Annotated in this window: 21 protein-coding genes; 13 read left to right on the top strand and 8 right to left on the bottom strand. The window is 65.1% G+C overall.

The window, feature by feature from the left end; translation table 11 throughout:
• Positions 1-10: 10 nt before the first annotated feature.
• The 6 genes from D5S08_RS13470 (at position 11) to D5S08_RS13495 (ending at position 5,978) form a co-directional block, all read left to right on the top strand.
• Positions 11-529: a CvpA family protein gene (locus D5S08_RS13470; RefSeq protein ID WP_121119395.1), complete on the top strand. Its 519-nt coding sequence runs from the start codon at positions 11-13 to the stop codon at positions 527-529.
• Positions 526-957: an iron-sulfur cluster assembly scaffold protein gene (locus D5S08_RS13475; RefSeq protein ID WP_121119397.1), complete on the top strand. Its 432-nt coding sequence runs from the start codon at positions 526-528 to the stop codon at positions 955-957. The genes D5S08_RS13470 and D5S08_RS13475 overlap by 4 nt, the downstream gene beginning before the upstream one ends.
• Positions 958-989: 32 nt before the next feature.
• Positions 990-2,600: an MFS transporter gene (locus D5S08_RS13480; RefSeq protein WP_421757468.1), complete on the top strand. Its 1,611-nt coding sequence runs from the start codon at positions 990-992 to the stop codon at positions 2,598-2,600.
• A complete protein-coding gene (locus D5S08_RS13485) occupies positions 2,597-3,649 on the top strand; it encodes an alanine racemase (RefSeq protein ID WP_121119401.1) in 1,053 nt (350 codons plus the stop codon). The genes D5S08_RS13480 and D5S08_RS13485 overlap by 4 nt, the downstream gene beginning before the upstream one ends.
• Before the next feature lie 73 nt (positions 3,650-3,722).
• Complete coding sequence (phaR, locus tag D5S08_RS13490; RefSeq protein WP_121119403.1) at positions 3,723-4,331, top strand: polyhydroxyalkanoate synthesis repressor PhaR; 609 nt, start codon at positions 3,723-3,725, stop codon at positions 4,329-4,331.
• Between the two features lie 105 nt (positions 4,332-4,436).
• On the top strand, positions 4,437-5,978 hold the full coding sequence (locus tag D5S08_RS13495; RefSeq protein WP_121119405.1) for an aminoacyl--tRNA ligase-related protein: 1,542 nt from the start codon (positions 4,437-4,439) through the stop codon (positions 5,976-5,978).
• Here the strand turns inward: D5S08_RS13495 and D5S08_RS13500 are convergent, their stop codons facing one another.
• Complete coding sequence (locus D5S08_RS13500; protein WP_121119407.1) at positions 5,979-7,172, bottom strand: MFS transporter; 1,194 nt, start codon at positions 7,170-7,172, stop codon at positions 5,979-5,981.
• Positions 7,173-7,290: 118 nt separating this feature from the next.
• On the opposite strand from D5S08_RS13500, the gene D5S08_RS13505 reads away from it, so the two are divergent.
• Positions 7,291-9,573, top strand: a complete 2,283-nt coding sequence (locus D5S08_RS13505; RefSeq protein WP_421757466.1) for a ribonuclease R family protein — start codon at positions 7,291-7,293, stop codon at positions 9,571-9,573.
• Between the two features lie 22 nt (positions 9,574-9,595).
• Here the strand turns inward: D5S08_RS13505 and D5S08_RS13510 are convergent, their stop codons facing one another.
• Positions 9,596-9,808: a DUF4287 domain-containing protein gene (locus D5S08_RS13510; RefSeq protein WP_121119411.1), complete on the bottom strand. Its 213-nt coding sequence runs from the start codon at positions 9,806-9,808 to the stop codon at positions 9,596-9,598.
• Positions 9,809-9,938: 130 nt separating this feature from the next.
• Between D5S08_RS13510 and D5S08_RS13515 the strand changes: the two genes are divergently transcribed.
• The gene (locus tag D5S08_RS13515) at positions 9,939-10,310 is read left to right on the top strand and encodes a cupin domain-containing protein (protein ID WP_121119413.1); all 372 of its coding nucleotides are present in this window, start codon (positions 9,939-9,941) and stop codon (positions 10,308-10,310) included.
• Positions 10,311-10,340: 30 nt separating this feature from the next.
• Here D5S08_RS13515 and D5S08_RS13520 read toward each other — a convergent pair whose 3' ends face one another.
• Positions 10,341-10,793, bottom strand: coding sequence for a universal stress protein (locus tag D5S08_RS13520; RefSeq protein ID WP_121119415.1), 453 nt, complete (start codon positions 10,791-10,793; stop codon positions 10,341-10,343).
• Positions 10,794-10,937: 144 nt separating this feature from the next.
• Here D5S08_RS13520 and D5S08_RS13525 point away from each other — a divergent pair, with 144 nt between their 5' ends.
• The 4 genes from D5S08_RS13525 to D5S08_RS16725 all read left to right on the top strand — a co-directional run bounded on the left by D5S08_RS13525 (position 10,938) and on the right by D5S08_RS16725 (position 14,376).
• Positions 10,938-12,278 carry a pyruvate dehydrogenase complex dihydrolipoamide acetyltransferase gene (locus D5S08_RS13525; RefSeq protein ID WP_121119417.1) on the top strand — a complete coding sequence of 447 codons (1,341 nt, stop codon included), beginning with the start codon at positions 10,938-10,940 and terminating at the stop codon, positions 12,276-12,278.
• Between the two features lie 52 nt (positions 12,279-12,330).
• Positions 12,331-12,663, top strand: coding sequence for an acyl-CoA thioesterase (locus D5S08_RS13530; protein WP_121119478.1), 333 nt, complete (start codon positions 12,331-12,333; stop codon positions 12,661-12,663).
• Between the two features lie 72 nt (positions 12,664-12,735).
• Complete coding sequence (gene lpdA, locus D5S08_RS13535; protein WP_121119419.1) at positions 12,736-14,151, top strand: dihydrolipoyl dehydrogenase; 1,416 nt, start codon at positions 12,736-12,738, stop codon at positions 14,149-14,151.
• A gap of 60 nt (positions 14,152-14,211) precedes the next feature.
• Entirely contained in the window at positions 14,212-14,376 is a 165-nt protein-coding gene (locus D5S08_RS16725; protein ID WP_206610345.1) for a hypothetical protein, read from the top strand.
• Between the two features lie 4 nt (positions 14,377-14,380).
• Here D5S08_RS16725 and D5S08_RS13540 read toward each other — a convergent pair whose 3' ends face one another.
• The 4 genes from D5S08_RS13540 to D5S08_RS13555 form a co-directional block, all read right to left on the bottom strand.
• Entirely contained in the window at positions 14,381-14,725 is a 345-nt protein-coding gene (locus tag D5S08_RS13540; protein WP_121119421.1) for a response regulator, read from the bottom strand.
• A 152-nt stretch (positions 14,726-14,877) separates the two neighbouring features.
• The gene (locus tag D5S08_RS13545) at positions 14,878-17,319 is read right to left on the bottom strand and encodes a glycogen/starch/alpha-glucan phosphorylase (RefSeq protein ID WP_121119423.1); all 2,442 of its coding nucleotides are present in this window, start codon (positions 17,317-17,319) and stop codon (positions 14,878-14,880) included.
• Positions 17,320-17,528: 209 nt separating this feature from the next.
• Positions 17,529-17,798: an AlpA family transcriptional regulator gene (locus D5S08_RS17415; protein ID WP_338322984.1), complete on the bottom strand. Its 270-nt coding sequence runs from the start codon at positions 17,796-17,798 to the stop codon at positions 17,529-17,531.
• Between the two features lie 70 nt (positions 17,799-17,868).
• On the bottom strand, positions 17,869-18,576 hold the full coding sequence (locus tag D5S08_RS13555) for a MerR family transcriptional regulator (protein WP_121119425.1): 708 nt from the start codon (positions 18,574-18,576) through the stop codon (positions 17,869-17,871).
• A 519-nt stretch (positions 18,577-19,095) separates the two neighbouring features.
• Here D5S08_RS13555 and D5S08_RS13560 point away from each other — a divergent pair.
• Positions 19,096-21,756 (top strand): AAA family ATPase, encoded by a 2,661-nt coding sequence (locus D5S08_RS13560; RefSeq protein ID WP_121119427.1) that lies wholly within the window; start codon positions 19,096-19,098, stop codon positions 21,754-21,756.
• Between the two features lie 402 nt (positions 21,757-22,158).
• Here the strand turns inward: D5S08_RS13560 and D5S08_RS16855 are convergent.
• Positions 22,159-22,519, bottom strand: a 361-nt coding sequence (locus D5S08_RS16855; protein ID WP_121119429.1) for a PepSY-like domain-containing protein, incomplete at its 5' end; no start/stop codon positions are given.

Consider the following 22,519-nt stretch of genomic DNA (forward strand, 5'->3'; position numbering starts at 1 on the left):
CACTGGCGGCATGACGGGTTTCGACATCTTTGCGCTGCTGGTGGTTGGGCTCTCCGCGATCGGCGGCCTGTCCCGTGGCTTTGTGCAGGAAGCGTTGTCGCTGGCCGCCTGGGTGGTGGCGATCATCGCCATCCGCTTCTTCCACACCGACCTGACGCAATGGCTGGTCGATCCGATCGGCAGCACGTCCGGCGCGGCGGTGCTGGCCTTTGCGCTGCTGCTGCTGGTACCCTATCTCGGCCTCAGGCTCCTCGCCAACCATGCAGGGCAGACTTCGCGCCGCTCCGCACTGGCACCCTTCGACCGCGTGCTGGGCTTCGGCTTCGGCATGCTGAAGGGGTTCGTGATTGTCATCATGGCCTTCTCCATGCTGGTGCTGGGTTATGACACGATCTGGGGCGCGGGCGGACGGCCCGAATGGCTGACGGAGGCACGCACCTATCCGCTGGTCAATGCCAGCGCCGACTGGATGGTGAACCTGATCCGCGAACAGCGCGCCATGCTGGACGGCGTGGAGGCCGCAGCATGAGCGCGGCGAAGCTCTACACGCCAGAAGTGCTGGGCTTGGCGGTGGAACTGGCCGCCGTTCCGCCGATCCCTGATGCCGACGTCACCGGACAGGCGCGCTCGCCTGCATGTGGCAGCACGCTGAGCGTCGGCCTGCGGCTCGATGCAACCCAGCGGGTGGAGGCATTGGGCCTGCAGGTGTGCGCCTGTGCGGTCGGACAGGCTGCGGCCGCCCTGTTCGCCCGGGCTGCGGTCGGGCGCGAAGCGGACAGCATCGTCATGGCGCACCAGCAGATCGCCCGGTGGCTGGCAGGCGAGGCGGCGCTGCCAGACTGGCCGGATCTCGCCATGCTGGAACCCGCGCGCGCCTTCCCCGGCCGCCATGGCGCAATCCTGCTGCCCTGGCAGGCCGCCGCATCCGCCCTTTCCCGTGCGCCTTCTGCGGCCTAGTCACGGCCGAAGAACACAGGGGAGGGGGCATGATGGCGAGCGCGGCTACGCATGAGCCGGATGCGAAGGAAATCCGGCTGGTCATCGCCGCGTCCTCCGCCGGCACATTGTTCGAATGGTACGATTTCTTCATCTACGGCACGCTGGCGCCGTTCATCGCCGCGGCCTTCTTCCCCAGCGACAACGCCACGCTGTCACTGCTGCTCACCTGGGCAGGGTTTGCCATCGGCTTCGGGTTCCGCTCGCTGGGCGCGGTGCTGTTCGGGTACTGGGGTGACCGGCTGGGTCGCAAATACACCTTCCTGGTGACGGTGGTGCTGATGGGTATTGCCACCGCCGGCGTCGGGCTGATCCCGGACGAGGCGGCGATCGGTCTCGCCGCGCCGGTCATCGTGATCCTGCTGCGCATCGCCCAAGGGCTGGCGCTCGGCGGCGAATATGGCGGGGCCGCGACCTATGTGGCGGAGCATTCGCCGCCGGAGAAGCGCGGCTTCTACACCGGGTTCATCCAGGCGAGCGTGGTTGCCGGCTTCGTGCTGAGCGTGGTGGTGGTGCTCGGCTGCCGGGCGCTGATCCCGACGGAGGAGTTCGCCGCATGGGGCTGGCGCGTGCCGTTCCTGCTGTCCATCGCATTGCTGGCGATATCGCTCTGGATGCGGCTGCAGTTGAAGGAAAGCCCGGTGTTCCGCGCGATGAAGGCGGAAGGCCGCACCAGCGCGAACCCGTTCGTCGAAAGCTTCACCTATCCCGGCAACAAGCGGCGGATCCTGGTGGCGCTGTTCGGCGTGACCTGCGGGCTGACCATCACCTTCTACACCGCGATATTCGCCTCCCTGTCGTTCCTGAAAGGGCCGATGCGGGTGGAGGATACAGTGGCGGAGGTGCTGGTAGGCGTCGGCGCGCTGGCCTCTGTCGGGACATTGGTATGGTTCGGGCGGCTGTCCGACCGGATCGGCCGGCGCAAGCCGATCCTGTGGGGCTATCTGGCGGCGATCGTGCTGCTGTTTCCACTGTTCTGGGGCTTGGGTTTACTGGCCAATCCGCAACTGGCGGCTGCGCAGCGGGACCACCCGATCACCTTCGCCGGGCCGGGCTGCGCCTATGACCCGCTGGCCAGCCGGCAGGCGAGCGAATGCGCGCAGCTGCTGGCCGGGCTGGCCGATCGCGGCATCCCCTATGATGCCGAGAAAGCGCCCGCCCTGTCGGTCAGCTTCGGCGATGAGCGTTACGACCCTGCTTCGAACCCGGCCGGCAGCACCGGACTGATCGAGCGTGAACTGGCGGCCCGTGGCTTTACTGGCCCGGACCAGGTGCCACCTGCGGCCAACATGGTCGGGATCGTGCTGATCGTGTTCGTGCTGGGGGCGCTGACCGGGGCCACGTTCGGTCCGGTTGCGGCGCTGCTGACGGAGATGTTCCCAGCGCGAATCCGCTATTCCTCCATGTCCATCCCCTACCATGTCGGTGCGGGATATTTCGGCGGCTTCCTGCCGCTGATTTCCGCCTATATCGTCGCGCGCACGGGCGACCTGCTGGCCGGGCTGTGGTACACCTTCGTGCTGCTGGTGGTGGCATTGGTGGTTGCCTGGTTCGGCCTGCCCAAGGGGCCGCCGCGCGATTTCGTTGAAGAAAGCCGAGCATGATCCAGCCCCCCCCCGCACCCTTACGCCTGCGGATCGATCCGCAGGCGCTGGCCGGCAACTGGCGGGCACTGGATGCGAAGTCCGGCGCTGCCCGCGCAGGCGCGGCGGTGAAGGCGGATGGCTATGGTCTGGGCGCCATGCACGTCGTGCCTGTCCTGCGCGACGCGGGCGTGCAGGACTTTTTCGTGGCCCACTGGTGCGAAGTGCCCGCACTGCTCGCCCATCTGCCGCCGGGTCAGATTGCGGTCCTGCACGGGCCGGTGACGGCCGAGGATGCTGCTTACGCGCTTGGTACCGGCGTGCGGCCGGTGATCAACAGTGTGCAGCAGGCGCGGCTATGGCTGGGTGCGGGCGGTGGCCTGTGTGATCTGATGGTCGATACGGGCATGAACCGGCTGGGCCTGCCGCCTTCGCAACTGAACGAGCCGGACATTGCACGATTGCAGGTCCATACGCTTCATTCCCACCTTGCCTCGGCCGATGAAGATAGTGCGCAGAACCGCGAGCAATTGGCGCTGTTCAGGCAGGTCGCGGGCGCCCGATCGGCGGGCCGCCGCGCTCTGGCCAACAGTGCCGGCATTGCGTTGGGAGCGGATTATGCCTTTGACCTGACCCGGCCTGGCATCGCCCTGTACGGAGGCACGCCACGCGGCGAGTTGGCGGACGAGATCCGGCAGGTGGCTTTCCCGCAGGCCCGCATCCTGCAAGTGCGGCAGCTGGATGCAGGCGATCGCGTCGGGTATAATGGGGTATTCACCGCACCCGGTCCCATGCGGGTGGCGACGGTCGCGCTTGGCTATGCCGACGGTTACCTGCGGGCGTGGGGCGGAAGGGGCGTCCTGCACGCCGGTACGGACCGTCTGCCATTGCTGGGCCGGGTCTCCATGGACATGGTGGTCGCCGATCTATCGGCCGCGCCGCATCTTGGCCCCGGGGACTGGCTGGACGTGCCTTACACCCTGCATGATGCCGCGCAGGCGAGCGGCCTTAGTCAATATGAGTTGCTGACCCTGCTTGGTCCCAGACTGGAACGGTTTGTGGCGGGGTAGCCCAGCAACTTGTTGCACCGCATATGCTGCAGATGCTAAGTGCAGCATAATCGCAGGTTAAGGGGATTGCCGCATGGCAGCAGAGGACGCGGGCAGGGCAGAACCCAGAGCAGAGCCTATTGTCATCAAGAAGTACGCCAATCGGCGGCTCTACAATACCAGCACGTCCAGCTATATCACTCTGGACGACCTTTCCCGCATGACGCGCGAAGGTCTGGATTTCAGGGTGCTCGACGCCAAGACGGGCGGCGATATCACCCATTCCATCCTGACGCAGATCATCATGGAAGAAGAATCGCAGGGCGAGCAGATGCTGCCGATCAGCTTCCTGCGCCAGCTGATCGCGATGTATGGCAATTCCATGCAGGCGATGATGCCATCCTATCTGGAGGCGGCGATGGACAATTTCCGGCAGAACCAGCGCAAGTTGCAGGACAGCTGGGGCGCGACGCCGGGTACGGACGCCTTTGCCAAGATGGCCGAGACCAACATGGCCATGATCCAGGCCGCTGCGGAGGCGTTCATGCCCCCGGCGGCGCGTGCAAGCCGCGCGGCCGACGCTGCCGCCACTTCCGTCGCTCCACGCGCGCCCGTGCAGGCCGCTGCCGACAATGGCGAGCTGGAGCTGCTGAAGGCGCAGATGGAAGCCATGCAGAAGAAGCTGGACGAGCTGGGCAAGTAAGCGGCAGGGACGGGGGCGGCGCCGCGTGGCGTTTGCCCCCTCGACAGGCAGGGCAAGCGCAGGCAAGGCGCGCCACCACCTGATCACCCCAGCCGAAAGCCTGCCATGTCCGCAATCCGCCACGCCCTGAACGCCCGCCGTGCCGACGATTTCGCCGGCTGGTATCAGGAAGTCGTCTCCGCCGCCGATCTGGCCGAGGAGTCGGGCGTGCGTGGCTGCATGGTGATCAAGCCGTGGGGCTACGGCATATGGGAACGGATGCAGCGCCTGCTGGACGCGCGCATCAAGGAAGCAGGCGTGGACAATGCCTACTTCCCCCTGTTCATCCCGCTGGCCAATTTCACGCGGGAAGCGGAGCATGTCGAAGGCTTTGCCAAGGAAATGGCGGTGGTCACCCATCACCGCCTGATTTCGGACGGCAAGGGCGGGCTGGTTCCCGATCCGGAGGCGAAGCTGGAAGAGCCGCTGATCGTGCGCCCGACCAGCGAAACCATCATCGGCGATGCGATGGCCCGCTGGATCCAGAGCTGGCGCGACCTCCCGCTCAAGATCAACCAGTGGGCGAATGTCGTGCGGTGGGAGATGCGGACCCGCATGTTCCTACGCACCAGCGAGTTCCTGTGGCAGGAAGGCCATACCGCGCACGAGGCGGCGGAGGATGCGCGGGTCGAGACCATGCGCGCGCTGGAAATGTACCGGGCCTTTGCGCAGGACCAGTGCGCCATTCCGGTGATCGCGGGCGAAAAGCCGGAGAACGAGCGCTTCCCCGGCGCGGTCGAGACCTGGTCGATCGAGGCAATGATGCAGGACGGCAAGGCGCTGCAGGCCGGCACCTCGCATTATCTGGGCACCAGCTTTGCCGAGGCCGCCGGTATCCGGTTCCAGGATCGCGGTGGTGCGCAGCAGCTGGCGCATACGGTCAGCTGGGGCATGTCCACCCGCATGATCGGCGGGCTGATCATGACGCATGGCGACGATGACGGGCTTCGCGTGCCGCCGCAGATCGCGCCGTGGCAGGTGGTGATCCTGCCGATGCTGCGCGGCGACGAAGGCGATGGCGCCCTGCTGGAATATTGCGACCTGCTGAAGAGCACCGCTGCGCTGGAGTGGGCATTCGACGAGAAGCTGCGTGTCCTGCTCGACAGCCGTCCCGGCAAGGTGGCGTCCAAGCGATGGGACTGGGTGCGTCGCGGCGCCCCGATCATCATCGAGGTGGGTCCGCGCGATATGGAGCATGGGCGGGTCAGCCTGCTGCGGCGCGACCGGTTGTGGAATGAGGCTGGCAAGCCCGACTTCGCCAGCCCGCAGCGCGAAGATGCCACGGGATCGCTGGCGGACATCCTGGCCGACATCCAGGCCAGCATGCTGGCCCAGGCGATAGAGCAGCGGGACGCCCGGATCGAACGCGGGATCACCGACTTCGATCAACTCGCCGCGTTCTTTGCAGAGGACCAGCGCTACCCGGGCTGGGTTGAAGTGCAATGGGCGCGCCCCACCGGTGCGGAGCTGGAGCAAGTGGTGGAGCGGCTGAAGGCGCTCAAGCTGACCTTCCGCAACGTGCCGCTGGATGCTGCAGAGCCGGATGGCGCGTGCCTGTTCACCGGCGCCCCGGCGGTGGAACGGATCCTGGTCGCCCGCGCCTACTGATTAGGCGGGGATTGCGAGGGAGGGCTGCTGACGCTGGAGCAGTACCAGCGTCAGCACCAGTACGGCCAGGCCCGCCAGCGACAGGGCCGTGCCGATCCAGCCGGTGGCCGGCAGTCCCCAGCCGGCGGTGATCGCCAAACCACCCAGCCATGGACCCAATGCGTTGGCGAAGTTGAATGCGCTGTGATGCGCAGCGGCTGCCAGTGCCTGCGCATCGCCGGCTACCGTCATCAGCCGCGCCTGCAGCACGGTGCCCCAGCCACCTGCAAAGCCGATCACGGTAACCACCGGGACAAGCGCCCACAGATTGCCCGCCGCAAAGGGAAACAAGGCGCAGCTGCCCGCGCTGACCGCAAGCGCGATCACGGCGGAGCGTGTCCCGATGCGATCCGCCAGCCAGGCCCAGAACAGATTGCCTGCCGTCATGCCGCCGCCAAACACCGCCAGCACCAGCGGCACGGTGGCCTCCTGCACCCCCGTCACCTGAATCAGGGTGGAGGCGACATAGGTATACACGCAGAACAAACCGCCAAAGCCGATTGCGCCCACCAGCAGGGTCAGGATCACCTGCGGTCGGCGCAGCGCGCCCAGTTCACGCATCGGGCTGGCATTGCGGTCGGCGGGCTGATGCGGCGCGAACAGGAAGACCAGCGCCACTGTCAGCAGCGCCAGCACAGCCACGATGATGAAGCCGCTGCGCCAGCCCAGCACCTGCCCCAGTGCGTTGGCGGCCGGCACGCCGATCACCGTGGCGACGGTCAGCCCAGTCATTACCCAGGCGACCGATTGCGCCCGCCGTTCCGGCGCGACCTGCGAGGCGGCGACCAGTGCCGCAATCCCGAAATATGCGCCATGGGGCAGACCGGCCACAAACCGGCATGCCAGCAGCACGCCATAGCTGTCCGCCAGAGCCGACAGGCCGTTGCCCGCGGCGAAAAGCGCCATCAGCCCCATCAGCAGCGGCCGGCGGGCAATCCGCGCCGACAGCACCGCGATGATCGGCGCGCCCACCACCACACCCAGCGCATAGGCGCTGATCGCATGGCCGGCCTGCGGCTCCGTCAATCCCAGGTCACGGGCGAAGAACGGCACCAGGCTCATCGCCGCGAACTCGGCAGTGCCGATGGCGAATGCGCCCATGGCAAGTGCCAGGATTACCAATGCCACGCGCGGCGACCGCTCCGCTTCCATCATGAACTGCGATTTCCGTTATTGTTGCAGTGCAGCAAATAAGGCGCATGGCCGGGGACGCAAGCCGTCCGACTGTTGCCATTACTGCAGCACCGTTGCGACATGGTGCGGCAGTCCGCATATGCGGTGCATGTCTTTACGCGACCAGCAATACGGCTTGCCTTCCCGGCAGCAGATCATCGACTTCATCGCCGGCAGCGATACCGTCGCCGGCAAGCGGGAGATCGCCCGCGCCTTCGGCCTCAAGGGACAGGAGCGGATCCAGCTCAAGCATCTGTTGCGCGACATGGCCGAAGAAGGCCTGATCGACGGCGGCAAGACGGCCTATCACCGCATGGGCGGTGTGCCGAAGGTCACCGTGCTGCGGGTCGTCAGCGTGGAGGATGGGGAGGCAATCGCCATTCCCGACAGCTGGCAACCGGACGACGCCACCCCGCCGCCGCGGCTGCGCCTGAAGGAAAAGCAGCGCGGTTCGGCGCTGGGCATAGGCGATCGCGTGCTCGCCCGGACGGAGGAGACCGGCCGGGGCTGGATCGCGCATCCCATGAAGGTGCTGCCCAACAAGCACGAGTCCGTGCTGGGCGTTGTGGAACTGGATGACGCCGGCAAGCCGTGGCTGGCTCCCGTGGACAAGCGCATCCGCAACTCGTCCCCCATTGCCGATCTGGGCGGGGCCGAGAAAGGCCAGCTCGTGCTGGCGGAGCCCGCCGGCCGATCGCCCCGTGCCGGGGTAAAGGTGACGGAGGTGCTGGGTGATCCGCTGGCACCGCGCGCCTTTTCACTGATCGCCATCCACAAGCACGGCATCCCGCACATCTTCCCCGAGGACGCCATCGCGGAGGCAGAGCGGGCCGCGAAGCTGACCTTGAGCGAGGCGCATCGCCAAGACCTGACGGATCTGCCGATCGTCGCCATCGATCCGGCCGATGCGCGCGACCACGATGACGCGATCTGGGCCGAGCCGCTGCCGGAAGAGCAGGGGGGCGGCTGGCGTGCGGTGGTGGCGATCGCCGATGTGTCCTTCTACGTCCGCCCCGGCGGAGAGCTGGACCGCGAGGCACGCCGGCGCGGCAACTCGGTCTACTTCCCCGATCGGGTGGTGCCCATGCTGCCCGAGGTGCTGAGCGCCGATGTCTGCTCCCTGAAAGAGGGCGAGCGGCGCGCGGCGATGGTTTGTCACATGACGATCACGCCTGACGGCCGCGTCGCCGAATGGTTCTTCCAGCGCGCGCTGGTTCGCATCCATGAAGTGATCGCATATGAAGACGCGCAGGCCCGGATCGACGATGGCAGCGCCGCTGACCACCTGAAGCATCTGTGGGATGCCTGGCGCGCCCTGAACTCCGCCCGCGAGGCACGCGATCCGCTGGAGCTGGAGCTCCCCGAACGGCGCGTCATGCTGGACGAGCAGGGCCGCATAGCCGAGGTCGCGTTGCGCGAGCGGCTGGATGCGCACCGGGTGGTCGAGGAGTTCATGATCGCGGCCAATGTCGCCGCGGCCAAGGCGCTGGAGAGCAAGGTCGCGCCAGTCGTCTACCGCATTCATGAGCCGCCGACGCGCGAGAAGCTGCTGGCCCTGAAGGAATACTTCGCCACCATCGGCCAGAAGCTGGCGCTGGGGCAGGTGATCACGCCCAGCCTGTTCAACCGAATGATCCGCGACGTCACCGATCCGGGCGAGAAGGCGCTGGTGATGGAGGCGGTGCTGCGCAGCCAGACGCAAGCCTATTACGGACCGGCCAATGTCGGCCATTTCGGCCTGTCGCTGGGATCCTACGCCCACTTCACCAGCCCGATCCGCCGCTATGCCGACCTGCTGGTACATCGGGCGCTGGTGGATGCCTTCGGGTTCGAACAGCCGAAGCCCGGCAGCGGCCTGCCGCCTGCGACCGGCCTGTCGGAACGCGATCGGGACGACCTGTCACGCATCACCGATGCCATCAGCCAGACCGAGCGGCGGGCAATGGAGGCGGAACGGGACACGATCGACCGTTATGTCGCCGCATGGCTTGCCGGACGGGTAGGGGAGGTGTTCCCCACCCGGATCACCGGGGTGGCCAAGTTCGGTTTCTTCGCGACCATTGCCGGCTTTGGCGGTGACGGACTGGTGCCCGTATCGACCCTGGGTCGCGAATATTTCCGCCATGATGAGGCAGCCCGCGCGCTGATCGGTGAGGACAGCGGTACCCGCTACGCCGTGGGCGACATGCTGGACCTGCGGCTGGCCGAGGCCAATCCGTTGACCGGTGCGCTCAAGTTCGAGATTCCGGATGGCGAGGGTGCCGCCGTGGAACCACGCGGCAGCCGGCCGGAAGGAAAGCGCAAGGGCAATGCCGGTCGCCCGCCTGCCGGCAAGCGCGGCCGCCCATCGAACATCCGCCATCAGGGCCGACGCCGAAAGTAGCAGGCCGGGCCCGCGACGCGCGCTAGGATTTGTACGTCGCCAGCATATGCGCAACCACGGCGTTGGCATGACCATGACCCATGCCGTGGTCGTCCTTCAGCATGGCGACAAGCTCCATGTGCTTGGCAGGAAGGTGGCCGCGCACCAGGTCCTGCCAGTGGGCGATCGGCTTGCCGTATTTCTGCTCAATGGAGGGGAAGTAGGAAGCGGGGCCTTTCACCGGTGTGTCAGCCATGATGAAGCATCCTGCCGTTGATGATGCCCGCAATCCTGCCGCAGAGGCAAAGGCGCAGCAAGTGCGGAACCGGCATCGCGGGCCAGCGGTTGAGCGCGGGTAAACCCACTCACTCACAGGAGATGCGCATATGGCCGTGTTCAACAAGGACATCATCGCCCAGACCACCAAGAACACGCACTGGCAGAAGGAAGTCTATTACGACGAGCAGTGCCAGATCGTGATGATGCACATCGAACCCGGCATGGATATCGGTGAGGAAACGCACGAGGCGGACCAGACGACCTTCTTCGTGTCCGGCGAAGGGCAGGCGGTGATCGATGGCAGCAAGACCAAGGTCAGCGAGAACCATCTGATCGTGATCCCCAAAGGCGCGAACCACAATATCATCAACAAGGGTGACGAGCCGCTGAAGCTGTTCACCATCTATTCGCCCCCGGCCGAGCCCGAGGGCGTGAGCTTCAAGACCAAGGAAGAGGCCGAGGAAGCCGAAGAGGATTGATCCGGCCGGTCTGACCTGACGGGGCGCTGCTTAGCTCAGCCGGTCGATCTCTTCATCGGAGAGGCCACCCGGCACGATGATGACGGGGCAGGGCAGCGTGCCCGCAGCGGCGGCGAAGTGCGTGACGAGCGGGCCTGGCCCGCCGTCACGTGCCGCGCCTAGCACCAGGGCTGCCACTTCCGAGTGATCGGCCAGATGTTCGTTGATGACGGACTTGGCATCGCCCAGGCGGACGGTGATCTGCGGGACCTTGCCCACTTCGCTCATCAGTTCGCCAGCCGCGCTGGACGCCAGTGCCTCCGCCCGATCATGAGCCTCTTCCTCGATCGTGGCCTGCACCCCGCCGAAGGCGTTGAACGCCTGTTTCGGCACGACTGCCAGCAGATGCACCGCCCCGTCGGTATCGGCCGCACGGCGCGCGGCGAAGCGCAGCGCCCCGCGCGCTTCCTCGCTATCGTCGATGATCACCAGATAGACCCGCATGGTCAACGCCCCCGTCCCATTGCCCCTGTTTTCTCCGCCGGTTCATCGGGCAAAGCAGGTGGAGGTGCAAGCGGCGCTTGAACGGGGCGCACAAATTGGCCAGAGGATGCGCCAAGGTTTTCTGAAGGGATCACAAGCACCGCCATGTCCATTGCCATCCGGATGCCCGCATTGTCGCCCACCATGGAAGAGGGCACGCTGGCCCGTTGGCTGGTCAAGGTCGGCGACAAGGTGTCCAGCGGCGACATCATGGCCGAGATCGAGACCGACAAGGCGACCATGGAGTTCGAGGCGGTGGATGAAGGCGTGATCGCCGACATCGCCGTGGCCGAAGGCACCGAGGGCGTGAAGGTCGGCATGGTGATCGCGACCCTGGCTGAAGAGGGCGAGGATGTTGCCAGCGTGAAGCCCGCCGCCGGTGGTGACGCCGCCGCAGCCGATGCGCCCGCTGAAGCACCGAAGGGTGCATCGTCCGGCCAGTCGCAGGACATTGCCGGCACCGATGCCAAGGCGCAGTCGCCGGCACCGGCGCCCACGCCGTCCCCGGCCCAGTCCAGCAATGACGGCGGGCGGGTGATCGCCTCTCCTCTGGCCAAGCGGCTTGCGGCGGCAGACGGCATCGATCTTGCCGGCGTGAAGGGCTCCGGCCCCGGCGGCCGCATCGTGAAGGCCGATCTGGCCGGTGCCAAGGCCGGCGCTGCGCCCGTGGCTCAGGCTGCTCCGGCTCCTGCCGCGACGCCTGCACCTACTCCGGCCCCGACTGCAGCACCCGCCATCCAGGCGCAGGATTTCGGCATTCCGCACACGGAGGACAAGCTGTCCTCCATGCGCAAGACGATCGCCCGCCGCCTTTCCGAGTCCAAGCAGCAGGTGCCGCATATCTACCTGACGGTGGATATCCGCCTCGACGCGCTGCTGAAGCTGCGTGGCGAGCTGAACGGCGCGCTGGCGGCGCAGGGCGTGAAGCTCTCGGTGAACGACATGCTGATCAAGGCGCTGGCGAAGGCGCTGACCGTGGAGCCGAAGTGCAATGTGCAGTTCGCTGGCGACAAGCTGCTGAGCTTCACGCGCGCCGATGTCTCGGTCGCCGTGTCGATCCCCAGCGGCCTGATCACGCCGATCGTCAAGGATGCCGGCAGCAAGGCTATCAGCGCCATCAGCACCGAGATGAAGGATCTCGCCGGCCGCGCGCGCGAAGGCAAGCTGGCGCCGGAGGAGTACCAGGGCGGCACCGCATCCCTGTCCAACATGGGCATGTACGGGATCAAGCAGTTCCAGGCGATCATCAACCCGCCGCAGGGCATGATCATGGCAATCGGCGCGGGCGAGAAGCGCCCCTATGTGATCGAGGATGCGTTGCAGGTCGCCACGGTAATGAGCGCGACCGGCAGCTTCGACCATCGCGCGATCGACGGTGCCGATGGTGCGGCGCTGATGAAGGCGTTCAAGGACTTCTGCGAAGCGCCGCTCAGCCTTGTCGCCTGAGCACCAGCCGGTGGATCAGGCGCATCGCGATCCCGCCATCCGGGTGACTGCCATGCCGGCGGACACCAATGCGTATGGCGACATCTTCGGCGGCTGGCTGCTCAGCATGATGGACAGCGCCGCCGGGCTGACGGCGGCGCGCTATTCCCATGGCCGCGCGGTGACCGTTGCCATGGACGGGATGCAATTTCACGAGCCGGTGAAGGTGGGTGACGAGGTGTCCGTCTACACCAGCATCGAGCGGGTGGGGCGCACCAGCATGACCATCGCGGTCGAAGCGTGGCGCCGTGCGCGCCATGTCGATCATGCCGCCAAGGTCACGCAGGCGAAATTTACCTTCGTCGCCATCGACGAAGACGGCCGGCCACGGCCTGTCGAAGGCTGAGCATGCCGCGCGGCGCACCCTATATCGGCCAGACGGCCCCCAACCGATCACAACATTTCAGGAGCAATCCAAGTGGCTGAACAATACGACGTCATCGTGCTGGGCTCCGGCCCCGGTGGCTATGTGGCGGCGATCCGCTGTGCGCAGCTGGGCCTGAAGACGGCCATCGTGGAACGCGAGCTGCTGGGCGGCATCTGCCTCAACTGGGGCTGCATCCCCACCAAGGCGCTGCTGCGCTCGGCCGAGATCATGCATTATGCGCAGCATGCGAAGGATTATGGCCTGAAGATCGCCGGCCAGATCGAGGCTGATCTGGAAGCGGTGGTGAAGCGCAGCCGCGGCGTGGCCAAGCAGCTGAACCAGGGCGTGACGCACCTGATGAAGAAGAACAAGATCGCCGTGCACATGGGCACCGGCACGCTGACCGGCGCGACCAGTCTGACGGTGAAGAGCGACAAGGGCGAGGAGCAACTGAGCGCCAAGCACATCATCGTCGCCACCGGCGCGCGCGCACGCGACCTGCCCTTTGCCCCGGCAGACGGCAAGCGCGTGTGGACGTACCGCCACGCCATGACCCCCAGCGAAATGCCGACCAAGCTGCTGGTGATCGGTTCGGGCGCGATTGGGATCGAATTCGCGAGCTTCTACAACGACATGGGGGCGGACGTGACCGTGGTCGAGATGCTGGACCGGATCGTTCCGGTGGAGGATGCCGACATCTCCGCCGCGCTGGAAAAGTCGCTGACCAAGCAGGGCATCGCCATCAGGACGGCCACTGCACTGGAGGAGATGAAGGTCTCCGAGACGGGCATTTCCGCCAAGCTGAAGGGCAAGGACGGCAAGATCGAGCAGGGCGAGTACAGCCACGTTATCGTCGCCATCGGCATCGTCGCCAATACCGAGAATATCGGCGTCGAGAAGCTGGCGGACCTGGACCGTGGCTTCATCCAGATCGATCCCTATGGTCGCACCAGGAGCAAGGGCCTGTGGGCGATCGGCGATTGCGTGCCCGGCCCGTGGCTGGCGCACAAGGCCAGCCATGAAGGCGTGACCGCTGCTGAATCCATCGCCATCGAACTGGGGAAGGGTGAAGGGCTGCACCCGCATCCGCTGGACCGCAGTGCCATCCCGGGTTGCACCTATTGCCACCCGCAGGTCGCCAGCGTCGGCCTGACGGAAGCCAAGGCAAAGGAAGCGGGCCACACGGTTAAAGTCGGCAACTTCCCTTTCATCGGCAATGGTAAGGCCATTGCGCTGGGTGAGCCGGAAGGGTTCATCAAGACCGTGTTCGATGCCAGGACGGGCGAGCTGCTGGGCGCCCACATGATCGGTGCGGAAGTGACCGAGCTGATCCAGGGCTACACTGTCGGCAAGGTGCTGGAGACGACCGAGGCCGAACTGATGGGCACCATCTTCCCGCATCCGACCCTGTCCGAGATGATGCACGAGAGCGTGCTGTCGGCTTACGGCAAGGCGATACACATCTGATAAGGCTGGAACATCGGTGTCGCCTGGGATGTTGAATTAACAGCACATCAGGAGGCACCGATGGAGTTCGAAATGAGCGACAGACCTGATCATCTGACGGCCGAGCAGGACGACAGCGAGACGATCAAGGATCATATCGCGCTGGGGAACCAGTCTTCCGTATCGCCGAATGACGACCCCGATCTGAAGGATCGCGCGCTGCACATTCCCGAAGAAGAAGGCTGATCGATCAGCCGGCGAGGCGGGTCAGAACGCTTGCCACTTCGCCTGCAGAGTATGGCTTTGACACGATCGGCACGTCGTTGCCGGCCAGCTTGTGGTCGATGTCGGCACCGAACCCGCTCGCCACAGCGAACGGGATTCCCTTTGCCCGCAACTGCTGCATGACGCCGTAGCTGTCATGATTGTGCAGCCTGAGATCGACGATCGCGGCATCGGCCTCGACCTCTTCGACCATCTGCATGGCGCGATCCACGCTCCCGGCCTCGCCGGCGACCTCATGCCCAGCCATCTCCACCATGTCGCACAGCAGCATGGAAATCATGGGTTCGTCTTCGACGAGTAGAACACGCATTCGGCAAGGTCCTTCGAGGGTCACCAGAACCGAATAAACATATGTTTACCGCAGTGTAAGTGCTGGCGAGTGTGGGCAAACGATAAGCGCGCGAGGCCCGTTAGTCGAGTGTAAAGGCGCCGTTCACCCTCTCGCCTGCCGTGAAGCCGGACTCACCTTTGCAGGTTCCATATGTCGCGCGCATACTCGCCGATCGTGCGATCGGACGAGAACCAGCCCATTCCGGCCACGTTGCGGATGGCCGACGCGGCCCACCCGTCCTGATCACACCAGCGCCGATCGATCGCCCCCTGCGCCGTGTCGTAAGCGGCAAAGTCCGCCAGCAGCATGTAGCGGTCCTCGGCCAGCAAACGATCGACGAGCGAGGCATACCGGCCAGTGTCACCGGCCGACCATATGCCTTCGCGCAGGTCGCCCAGCACTCGCCCGAGCTCCGGCAGGTCGGCCAGCATCGTCGAAGGACGATACCCGGCCTCGACCAGCTCCGCCACTTCGGTCGCGGTCAACCCGAAGATCTCCATGTCCGCGGCACCGATATGATCACGCATCTCGATATTGGCGCCATCCAGCGTGCCAATAGTCAGCGCGCCATTCAGCGCCAGCTTCATGTTGCCCGTGCCAGATGCCTCCATCCCTGCGGTGGAAATCTGTTCGGACAGGTCGGCAGCCGGAATGATCCGTTCGGCCAAGCTGACATTGTAGTCCGGCAGGAACACCACCTGCAACCGTCCCGCCACCAGCGGGTCGGCGTTCGCTCGGCGAGCCACGTCATTGGCCAGGCGGATGATCTGCCTGGCCGTGGCATAGCTGGAAGCGGCCTTGCCCGCGAACAGCTTGACCCGTGGCACCCACTCCTTGTGCGGTTCTGCACGGATACGCTCGTACAGCACCATCGTGTGCAGGATGTTCAGCAGCTGACGCTTGTATTCGTGGATGCGCTTCACCTGCACGTCGAACATGGCTTCCGGGTTCAGCTGCAAGCCGGTCAGGGTCGCGACATGCGATGCCAGTGCCACCTTGTTGGCGCGCTTTACGGCCAGGAAACGCTGCCGGAAGGTTGCATCGCCTGCCAGGTCGCCGGCGGCGGCGATGTGGCGGAGATCATCGGTGAAGTCGGGGCCGATAGCGTCGGTCAGCAGGCCGGTCAGCCCGGGATTGCAACCGACAAGCCAGCGGCGCGGCGTGATGCCGTTGGTCTTGTTGTTGATGCGGTCGGGATACAGGCGGTTGAGGTCTGCAAACACGGTCTCCCGCATCAGCTGGCTGTGCAGCGCCGCCACGCCGTTCACGCTGTGCGATCCGGCGAAGGCAAGATTGGCCATGCGGACGCGCCGCTCACCCGCCTCGTCGATCAGGCTGACCGCCGCCACGCCTGGTGCGTCCATCCCCGGCGTGGCCCGGGCCTCTGCCAACACATCCGCATTGATCCGGAAGATCAGTTCCAGATGACGCGGCAGCAATCGGCCGAGCAGTGGCAAGGGCCAGCTTTCCAGAGCTTCCGGCAGCAGGGTGTGATTGGTGTAGGCGAAGGTACGACGGGTGATGCTCCACGCATCCTCGTAAGCCATATGATGCTCGTCGATCAGCAGACGGAGAAGCTCGGCCACGCCGATCGCCGGATGCGTGTCGTTCAGCTGGATCGCCGCCTTGTCAGGCAGGGTGTTCAGCGTGCCGTAAGCATGCAGATGCCGCTGCACGATGTCCTGGATGGAAGCGGAGGCGAAGAAATATTCCTGTCGCAGCCGCAACTCCTGCCCCGCCGGCGTGCTGTCGTTGGGGTAAAGGACCCGGACCAGCGTCTCCGCCCGGGTCTGGTCGGCCAGTGCGCCGGTGAAATCGCCGCGATTGAACACGTCCAGCTGCAACGGATCGATAGCCCGGGCGGTCCACAGGCGCAGCGTGTTGACGTGCTGCCCCCGCCAGCCGACCACCGGCATGTCGACCGCAACTGCCTCGACCAGTTCGGCCGGGGTCCAGCGCACCCTGCCATCATCGTCGCGGTGCCATGCGCCACCAAAGCCGACCCGATGCACGCTGTCGCGCCGCTCGATTTCCCACGGATTGCCGTTCGCCAGCCAGGTTTCCGGCAGCTCCACCTGCTCCCCGGCAGCGTCGATCCGCTGGCTGAACATGCCGTTGACGTAGCGGATGCCATAACCGAACGCCGGCAGGCCCATGCTGGCTAGGCTGTCCATGAAGCAGGCGGCAAGCCGGCCCAACCCGCCATTGCCCAGTGCCGCATCCGGCTCCAGCATCTCGATCATGGCGAGGTCCACGCCGAGAAGACGCAGTGCATCGGCGACCTCGCCATCGCGGCCGAGATTGCGGATCGTGTCCGACAGCAGGCGGCCGATCAGGAATTCCAGGCTGAGATAGTTCAGCTGCTTCAGCCCGCGCTGCCGGGTGGCAAGCGTGCTGGCGACCCAGCGTTCGACAATATCGTTGCGCACGGTGAGGATCGTGGCATCCAGCCAGTCGCGCGGCAGGGCGTCAGCGGGCACCTTACCGATCCGATGCAGCAGCGTCCGCGCGATCTCCTCCGCCAATGATCCGGCTGGCAGATGGACCTGCGCGTGGGGCTGGGGATGATGCATGAACTGTTCCTCCTGACGGGCGAGTGCCCGTCAGGATCTCGTTTAGCGAGTCGAAGTTGACTTTTGTTTGAACGAGATTTCGCCAGCAGGCCGCAATCTCGGTAAGATGGCGGACAGAGTGGAAGCTGCACCAAGTAGGGTTAGTGCCCAGAAGATAGCAATTATCTGATGCACCTATATATCCGGTGCCCCCTACAATGCCCCCAGCTTCACCGGTCATTGGCTGACGCCTCGACACAGCCGGCAATCCAAGCTGTTACGTCAGCCTCTAGCCAACCGACTGCTTTCTGCCCGAGCTGGCGGGGGCGCGGGAATGTGGCCTCGCGCATTTTGCGGTAGATGGTCGCCCGGCTTAGCCCAGTCCGGGCAGTCACCGCTGACATACGAAGGATTGTCATCGGTGCACCGGCACCAAAGACGTACACCTCATGCGACGGGTGTTGTGTGACGCTGAGTATGGTATCGGCAGGTTCAGCCATATGTCCCTCCAGGGCAAACGTGGTGAGGGCCGGGACGATGTTGGCGCATCGCCCGGCCCGTTCTCTAAGATCAGAGTGTTGATGCTATCGGTTGGATGATCTGGTCGAGATCGAGCATGATGAAGCTCGAGAGAGGATCATGTGTGTCTAGATCACTCTCGGGCATAGCTGCGAGCTGGTCATCTACATGATAGAAAATCCAGCGGCGACTTTGCGCGGGATCGTCTTGATATTCAGTACCAGCTTGTCCAGCTAGCATCAGATCACCAAAAAACCTCATTCTGATAGAATCTTTGCTATCAAGCTTGGGCACTAGATCAGATATGACCGGGTCAGGTTTGAAGAAAAGAGCCTGAAACTGCTTATAATGTTCGGCATCTTTGTGAGTATCATTTTCAGGAATCGCCGCTGAGCGTCGCGCAGTCACCTTCTCGTAGAGCGCTTGAAAACTCCGATAACGAGCCGCCTTCTCGAGGACCGATATAGAGATATCTGGAAATTCCGCGGCTATGGAGATCGCTCCCCAAACGAGGTTTGCAACCTCCTTCAAGCCAGCTGTTTGTACCCCGTAGAGCGACAGCTCACGGAGCACCGCTGCGATGTAGATGGAGTCTTTGCCAAACATCCGGTGCTTACCTCGGCCTTGAGCATGACCTTGGCGAGGCTTCAGCAAGCCTTCCTTGCTCCAGTATGCGACCGTATCGGGGGCTATACCGACGATCTCAGCAATTTGCTGGCGCGTTCGAAGGTCTTGATCGAAAGGGTGAGGTGTGGACATGTCGAGAACATGCCCGCGAAATCTCGCTGAAGAAAGAAAAATCTTTCTTTCTCCGATTTTGCTATGGATCGGCAAGGTAGAGCTGGGCGATGTACCGATTTGGCGTGGCTGAAGAGGGTGTTGATTGCGGCCCGCCCGCTTTCGGGGGCTTGGCGGGCGCAAGCGGACCCTCGTTCAGGCGGCAGGGTAGGGCGTATAGCCCTTGAGGGAGAAGACTATGCTGAATGTCCGGGTTCAATCTGACAGCTGTGGCAGCTTTCGACCAACTTAAGCCGTTCCACGCCGCGCGCGTTATTGGCCGCTCCTGCCCGAACCCGCCATTCCTGTCCCATTGAGCCGTCCGGCAGCAGCGCGCCCCAAAAAGCGGCCGCTCCGGAGGACGCGAAGCGCTCCTGTAAGCTGCCGTTCAAGAGACGTGCCGCGCTTCGCTGAACGCGAGAGCGCTTCCCGCCGCAACGGTGAAACCCCGCTTGCGTCGGTCACCAGACCCGATCAGTCTGGCATGACAGGGGAGGAGACATGGCGAAGGATCTAATGGGTTGGGCTGCCGAGCAGCCCGACTGGGTGAAGGACAGTCTGCGGCGGATCGCCGTTACGGCGGACCATTCGATCGAGCAGGCGGATGCCGATTGCATCCTCGACAACGTGCGCGCCGCGGTCGGGGCAGGCTCGACCGTCCACCCTATGACAGCCATCGATGCCTCCCATCTCGGAGGCGGCTCGGTCGAGGCGCGGCGGACGGTGTTGGCGCAGCTTGGTCCCGTGCAGAACATCGACCGCCTCGCGGGTGGGCAAAAGCTGCGCATGGCCGGTGTGGGCATCACGCTAGTGTACGGGGAAAACGGGAGCGGGAAGAGCGGATACACCCGCATCGCCAAGCGACTGTGCCGCAGCCTGACCTCGGACCAGCTGCGGGGGAACGTGTTCGACGCCGGCGGCGGGCCGATGCGCGTACAGGTGCGCTACCAGGTCGGCGACGACGCGGTAATCGAGATCGATTGGGATCCCGCGACGCCACCTCCCTCGCAGCTCCGTCAGATTTCGGTGTTCGACAGTCACAACGCGCGGCTCTACGTCGATAGCGGTAACCGGATCGCCTACCTGCCGCGCGAGCTCGCGATCCTCGAGCACCACGGCGAGCTGTGCCAACGGATGGCAACGAGGTTCTCGGCGGAAGAGAAGGCGCTCGCACCGCGGCTGCGGGTCCCGCTGCCAGCCGGATACACCCCAGGTAGCGCTGTCGCGCTGACCCTCGCCAAGCTGGATCCCAAGGCCCCCTCGCTGCCCAGCGAGATCGAGATCCGCAGACTGTCCGAGCTGAGCGAGCCGGAACTCGCCGAACTCGCCCGACTTGAAGCCGAGCTCGCCGCGGATCCGGTCGCGCTTGCGGCGACCCGCCGCCGTGCCATCACCGTACTGAAGCGCGTGGGCGAGGTGCTGGCCACGCTCCGGGGGGGATTCTCGGACAAGGTCGGTGAGACGATCGCGTGGGCGCGGCGCGAGTTGGCCCAGGCAGTGGAAGCGGAGAGAATTGCGGCGACCGCCAGTTTCGCAGGCGAGCCTGTCGCGAACGTCGGCGGCGAGGCCTGGCGGATCCTGTTCGAGGCCGCGCGCCGGTTCGTCGCTGGCGGAGTGAAAACCCTGCCCGCGCGTCTGCCTGAGGCGACCGGCGACCTGTGCGTCCTGTGCCTCGAGCCGCTCACCCCGACGGGCGCCGCCCGGCTGGCCCGGTTCAACGACTTCGTAAGTGGCGAGGCCACGAAGCGCGCCGATGGGGCGCGCGACGCCTTGAAGGCGCTCCTTGCGCAGGTCGAGCAGGTTAAGGTGCCGGAGGCCTCCATCGTCGAGGAAACCCTGGCCGGATACGGACAGCTCGATGCGATCCGGGCAACGACTGTTGCCGACATCCTCAAGGCGCTGGCCGGGTTCGAGGCGAGGCGCGCCGCACTGCTGGACGAGAGGGCGACGCCTGCACCGGCGCCGGACGTAACCGCGCTCGCGGAGACGGTCGCGGCGGAATTCACGCGCCTTGAGGACGAGGCCGCCACGCTCCAGCGGAGCGCCTCGCACACCGAGGTGCTGGACGCCAAGCGGACGCGGCTTGCCGAACTCAAGGACCGGGCGAAGCTCGCCAATGATCTGGAGACGGTGCTGCAGCGCCTGCGGGACGTCACGGAGCAGCGGTCGTTGGCGGGATGCCAGGCCCAGGTGGCGACACGGTCGATCTCGACGCAGATCACCGCCCTGCGCAAGCAGCTCGTCACCGAGGAGCTCGAAAGGAGGATCGCGGAGGAGATCACCGCGCTCGACCTCACCCACCTTCCGTTCAAGGTCAGCGACTCCAGCTCAGGCGGCAAGAGCCTGTTCTCGGTCGGCCTGCAGGGCGCCGGCGCGGTGAAGAACAACCAGGTGCTCTCGGAGGGCGAGCAGCGGGCGCTCGCGCTCGCCTGCTTCCTCGCCGAGACCGGAGGCGACGACGCGCGCTACGGCATCATCGTTGACGACCCCGTCTCCTCGCTCGACCACCTGCGCATCCGCAAGGTCGCGCACCGTCTCGTCGCCGAGGCAAAGAAAGGCCGGCAGGTCATCATCTTCACGCACAACTTGGTGTTCTTCAACGAGGTCGTGTCGGAGGCGGCCAGGGCAGGGGATGCCGCGCCGCTGGTCAAGTCGGTCGTCGCCAAGACCCAGTCCGAGGGCTTCGGCGTGATCCGCGAGAACCGCGAGCCATGGGTGGCCGACGTCAATGCGCGGATCGACACGTTGCGAACGCGCGCGAAGGAACTCAAGGCCGTGACCGACTTCGACACGGACGAGTACCGGCGGCAGGTGAAGGACTTCTACTCGGACCTGCGCGAATCCTGGGAACGCGCGGTCGAGGAGGTCGTCTTCGCGAAGACGGTCGTAAGGTTCGTGCCGGATGTCATGACGGGCAGGCTCAAGGAGGTTACCGTAACTGACGATGACTATCGGACGATCTACTTCGCAATGAAGCGGGCGTCGGAACGCTCAGGCCACGACATGTCGGCCGGCCGAGACATCCCGCAGCCGTCCCCTGATGAGATGGAAGCCGATCTGAAGGTGCTCGACGACTTCAGGATAGAGCTCGGCAAGCGGCGGAAGGCGACGTCCGCGGCGCGTTCCGCCCTCGAGGATCCGGTCGGCGCGACGCTGCTCTAACCGCCGCTCCGGGCCGAAATCCAGCGAAAGTCTGCTATCACGCAATCCCAGCCTAGAACCTGCCGGGCAGCTTACGGCCAAATCTCAGTCGGCCCATGAGATCATGAAGTGCGATCGCCGGACGTCGGGTTTGTGATAAGACCCGCCGTTCACCACGTCGCTCGTGAACGGCAAAAATGCCCCAATTCTCGCCAATTCAGTCATCGGTGCGGCCATTTGGCGTGCCGACTGGCTTACATTAACGAGCGTCCGAAGCTGGGGAGCTCGCCATGGGCGCGGGATGTCCGATTTGGGGCCCAAAACCGGAGGCAGCTCACACCCTCTTCCTGACGTTCAAGGCTCTCTTACCACGAGCAGGTGAGAAGGGACGCGCCTATCCTCTGCGAGCAGACCTTCAGATGTTCAATGGGCCCATTCCTCTCCAAGGACTTCGGCGCGGTGACCATCCCACTTGACCTCCACCTTGCGCCCTTCAGGATCCCCGCCCGCTTCGCCGAACAGCTCGTAGATCACCAATCCGTCAGCCTGGGTGCTTTCGATGACCCGGCCGGGTGCAAACCCAGCTGTGTGCGCCGCGCGCACCTCGTCCGGGGCATCGGCGAAGGCGATGTCGCGCTGTGTCTCTACCACGCGCCAGACTCCGTCCTCCTCCATGATGTCGAACTCGATCTCGGTACCGTCAGGAAGGGTGCCTTCGACATCGTAGTAACGGCGCCCGTCGCGCGTCTCCGCTTGCGCTTCGGCAGCGGTGAAGCCGGCGCGG

It is taken from the genome of Croceibacterium ferulae, from assembly GCF_003660445.1.
GTDB classification, from domain to species: domain Bacteria; phylum Pseudomonadota; class Alphaproteobacteria; order Sphingomonadales; family Sphingomonadaceae; genus Croceibacterium; species Croceibacterium ferulae.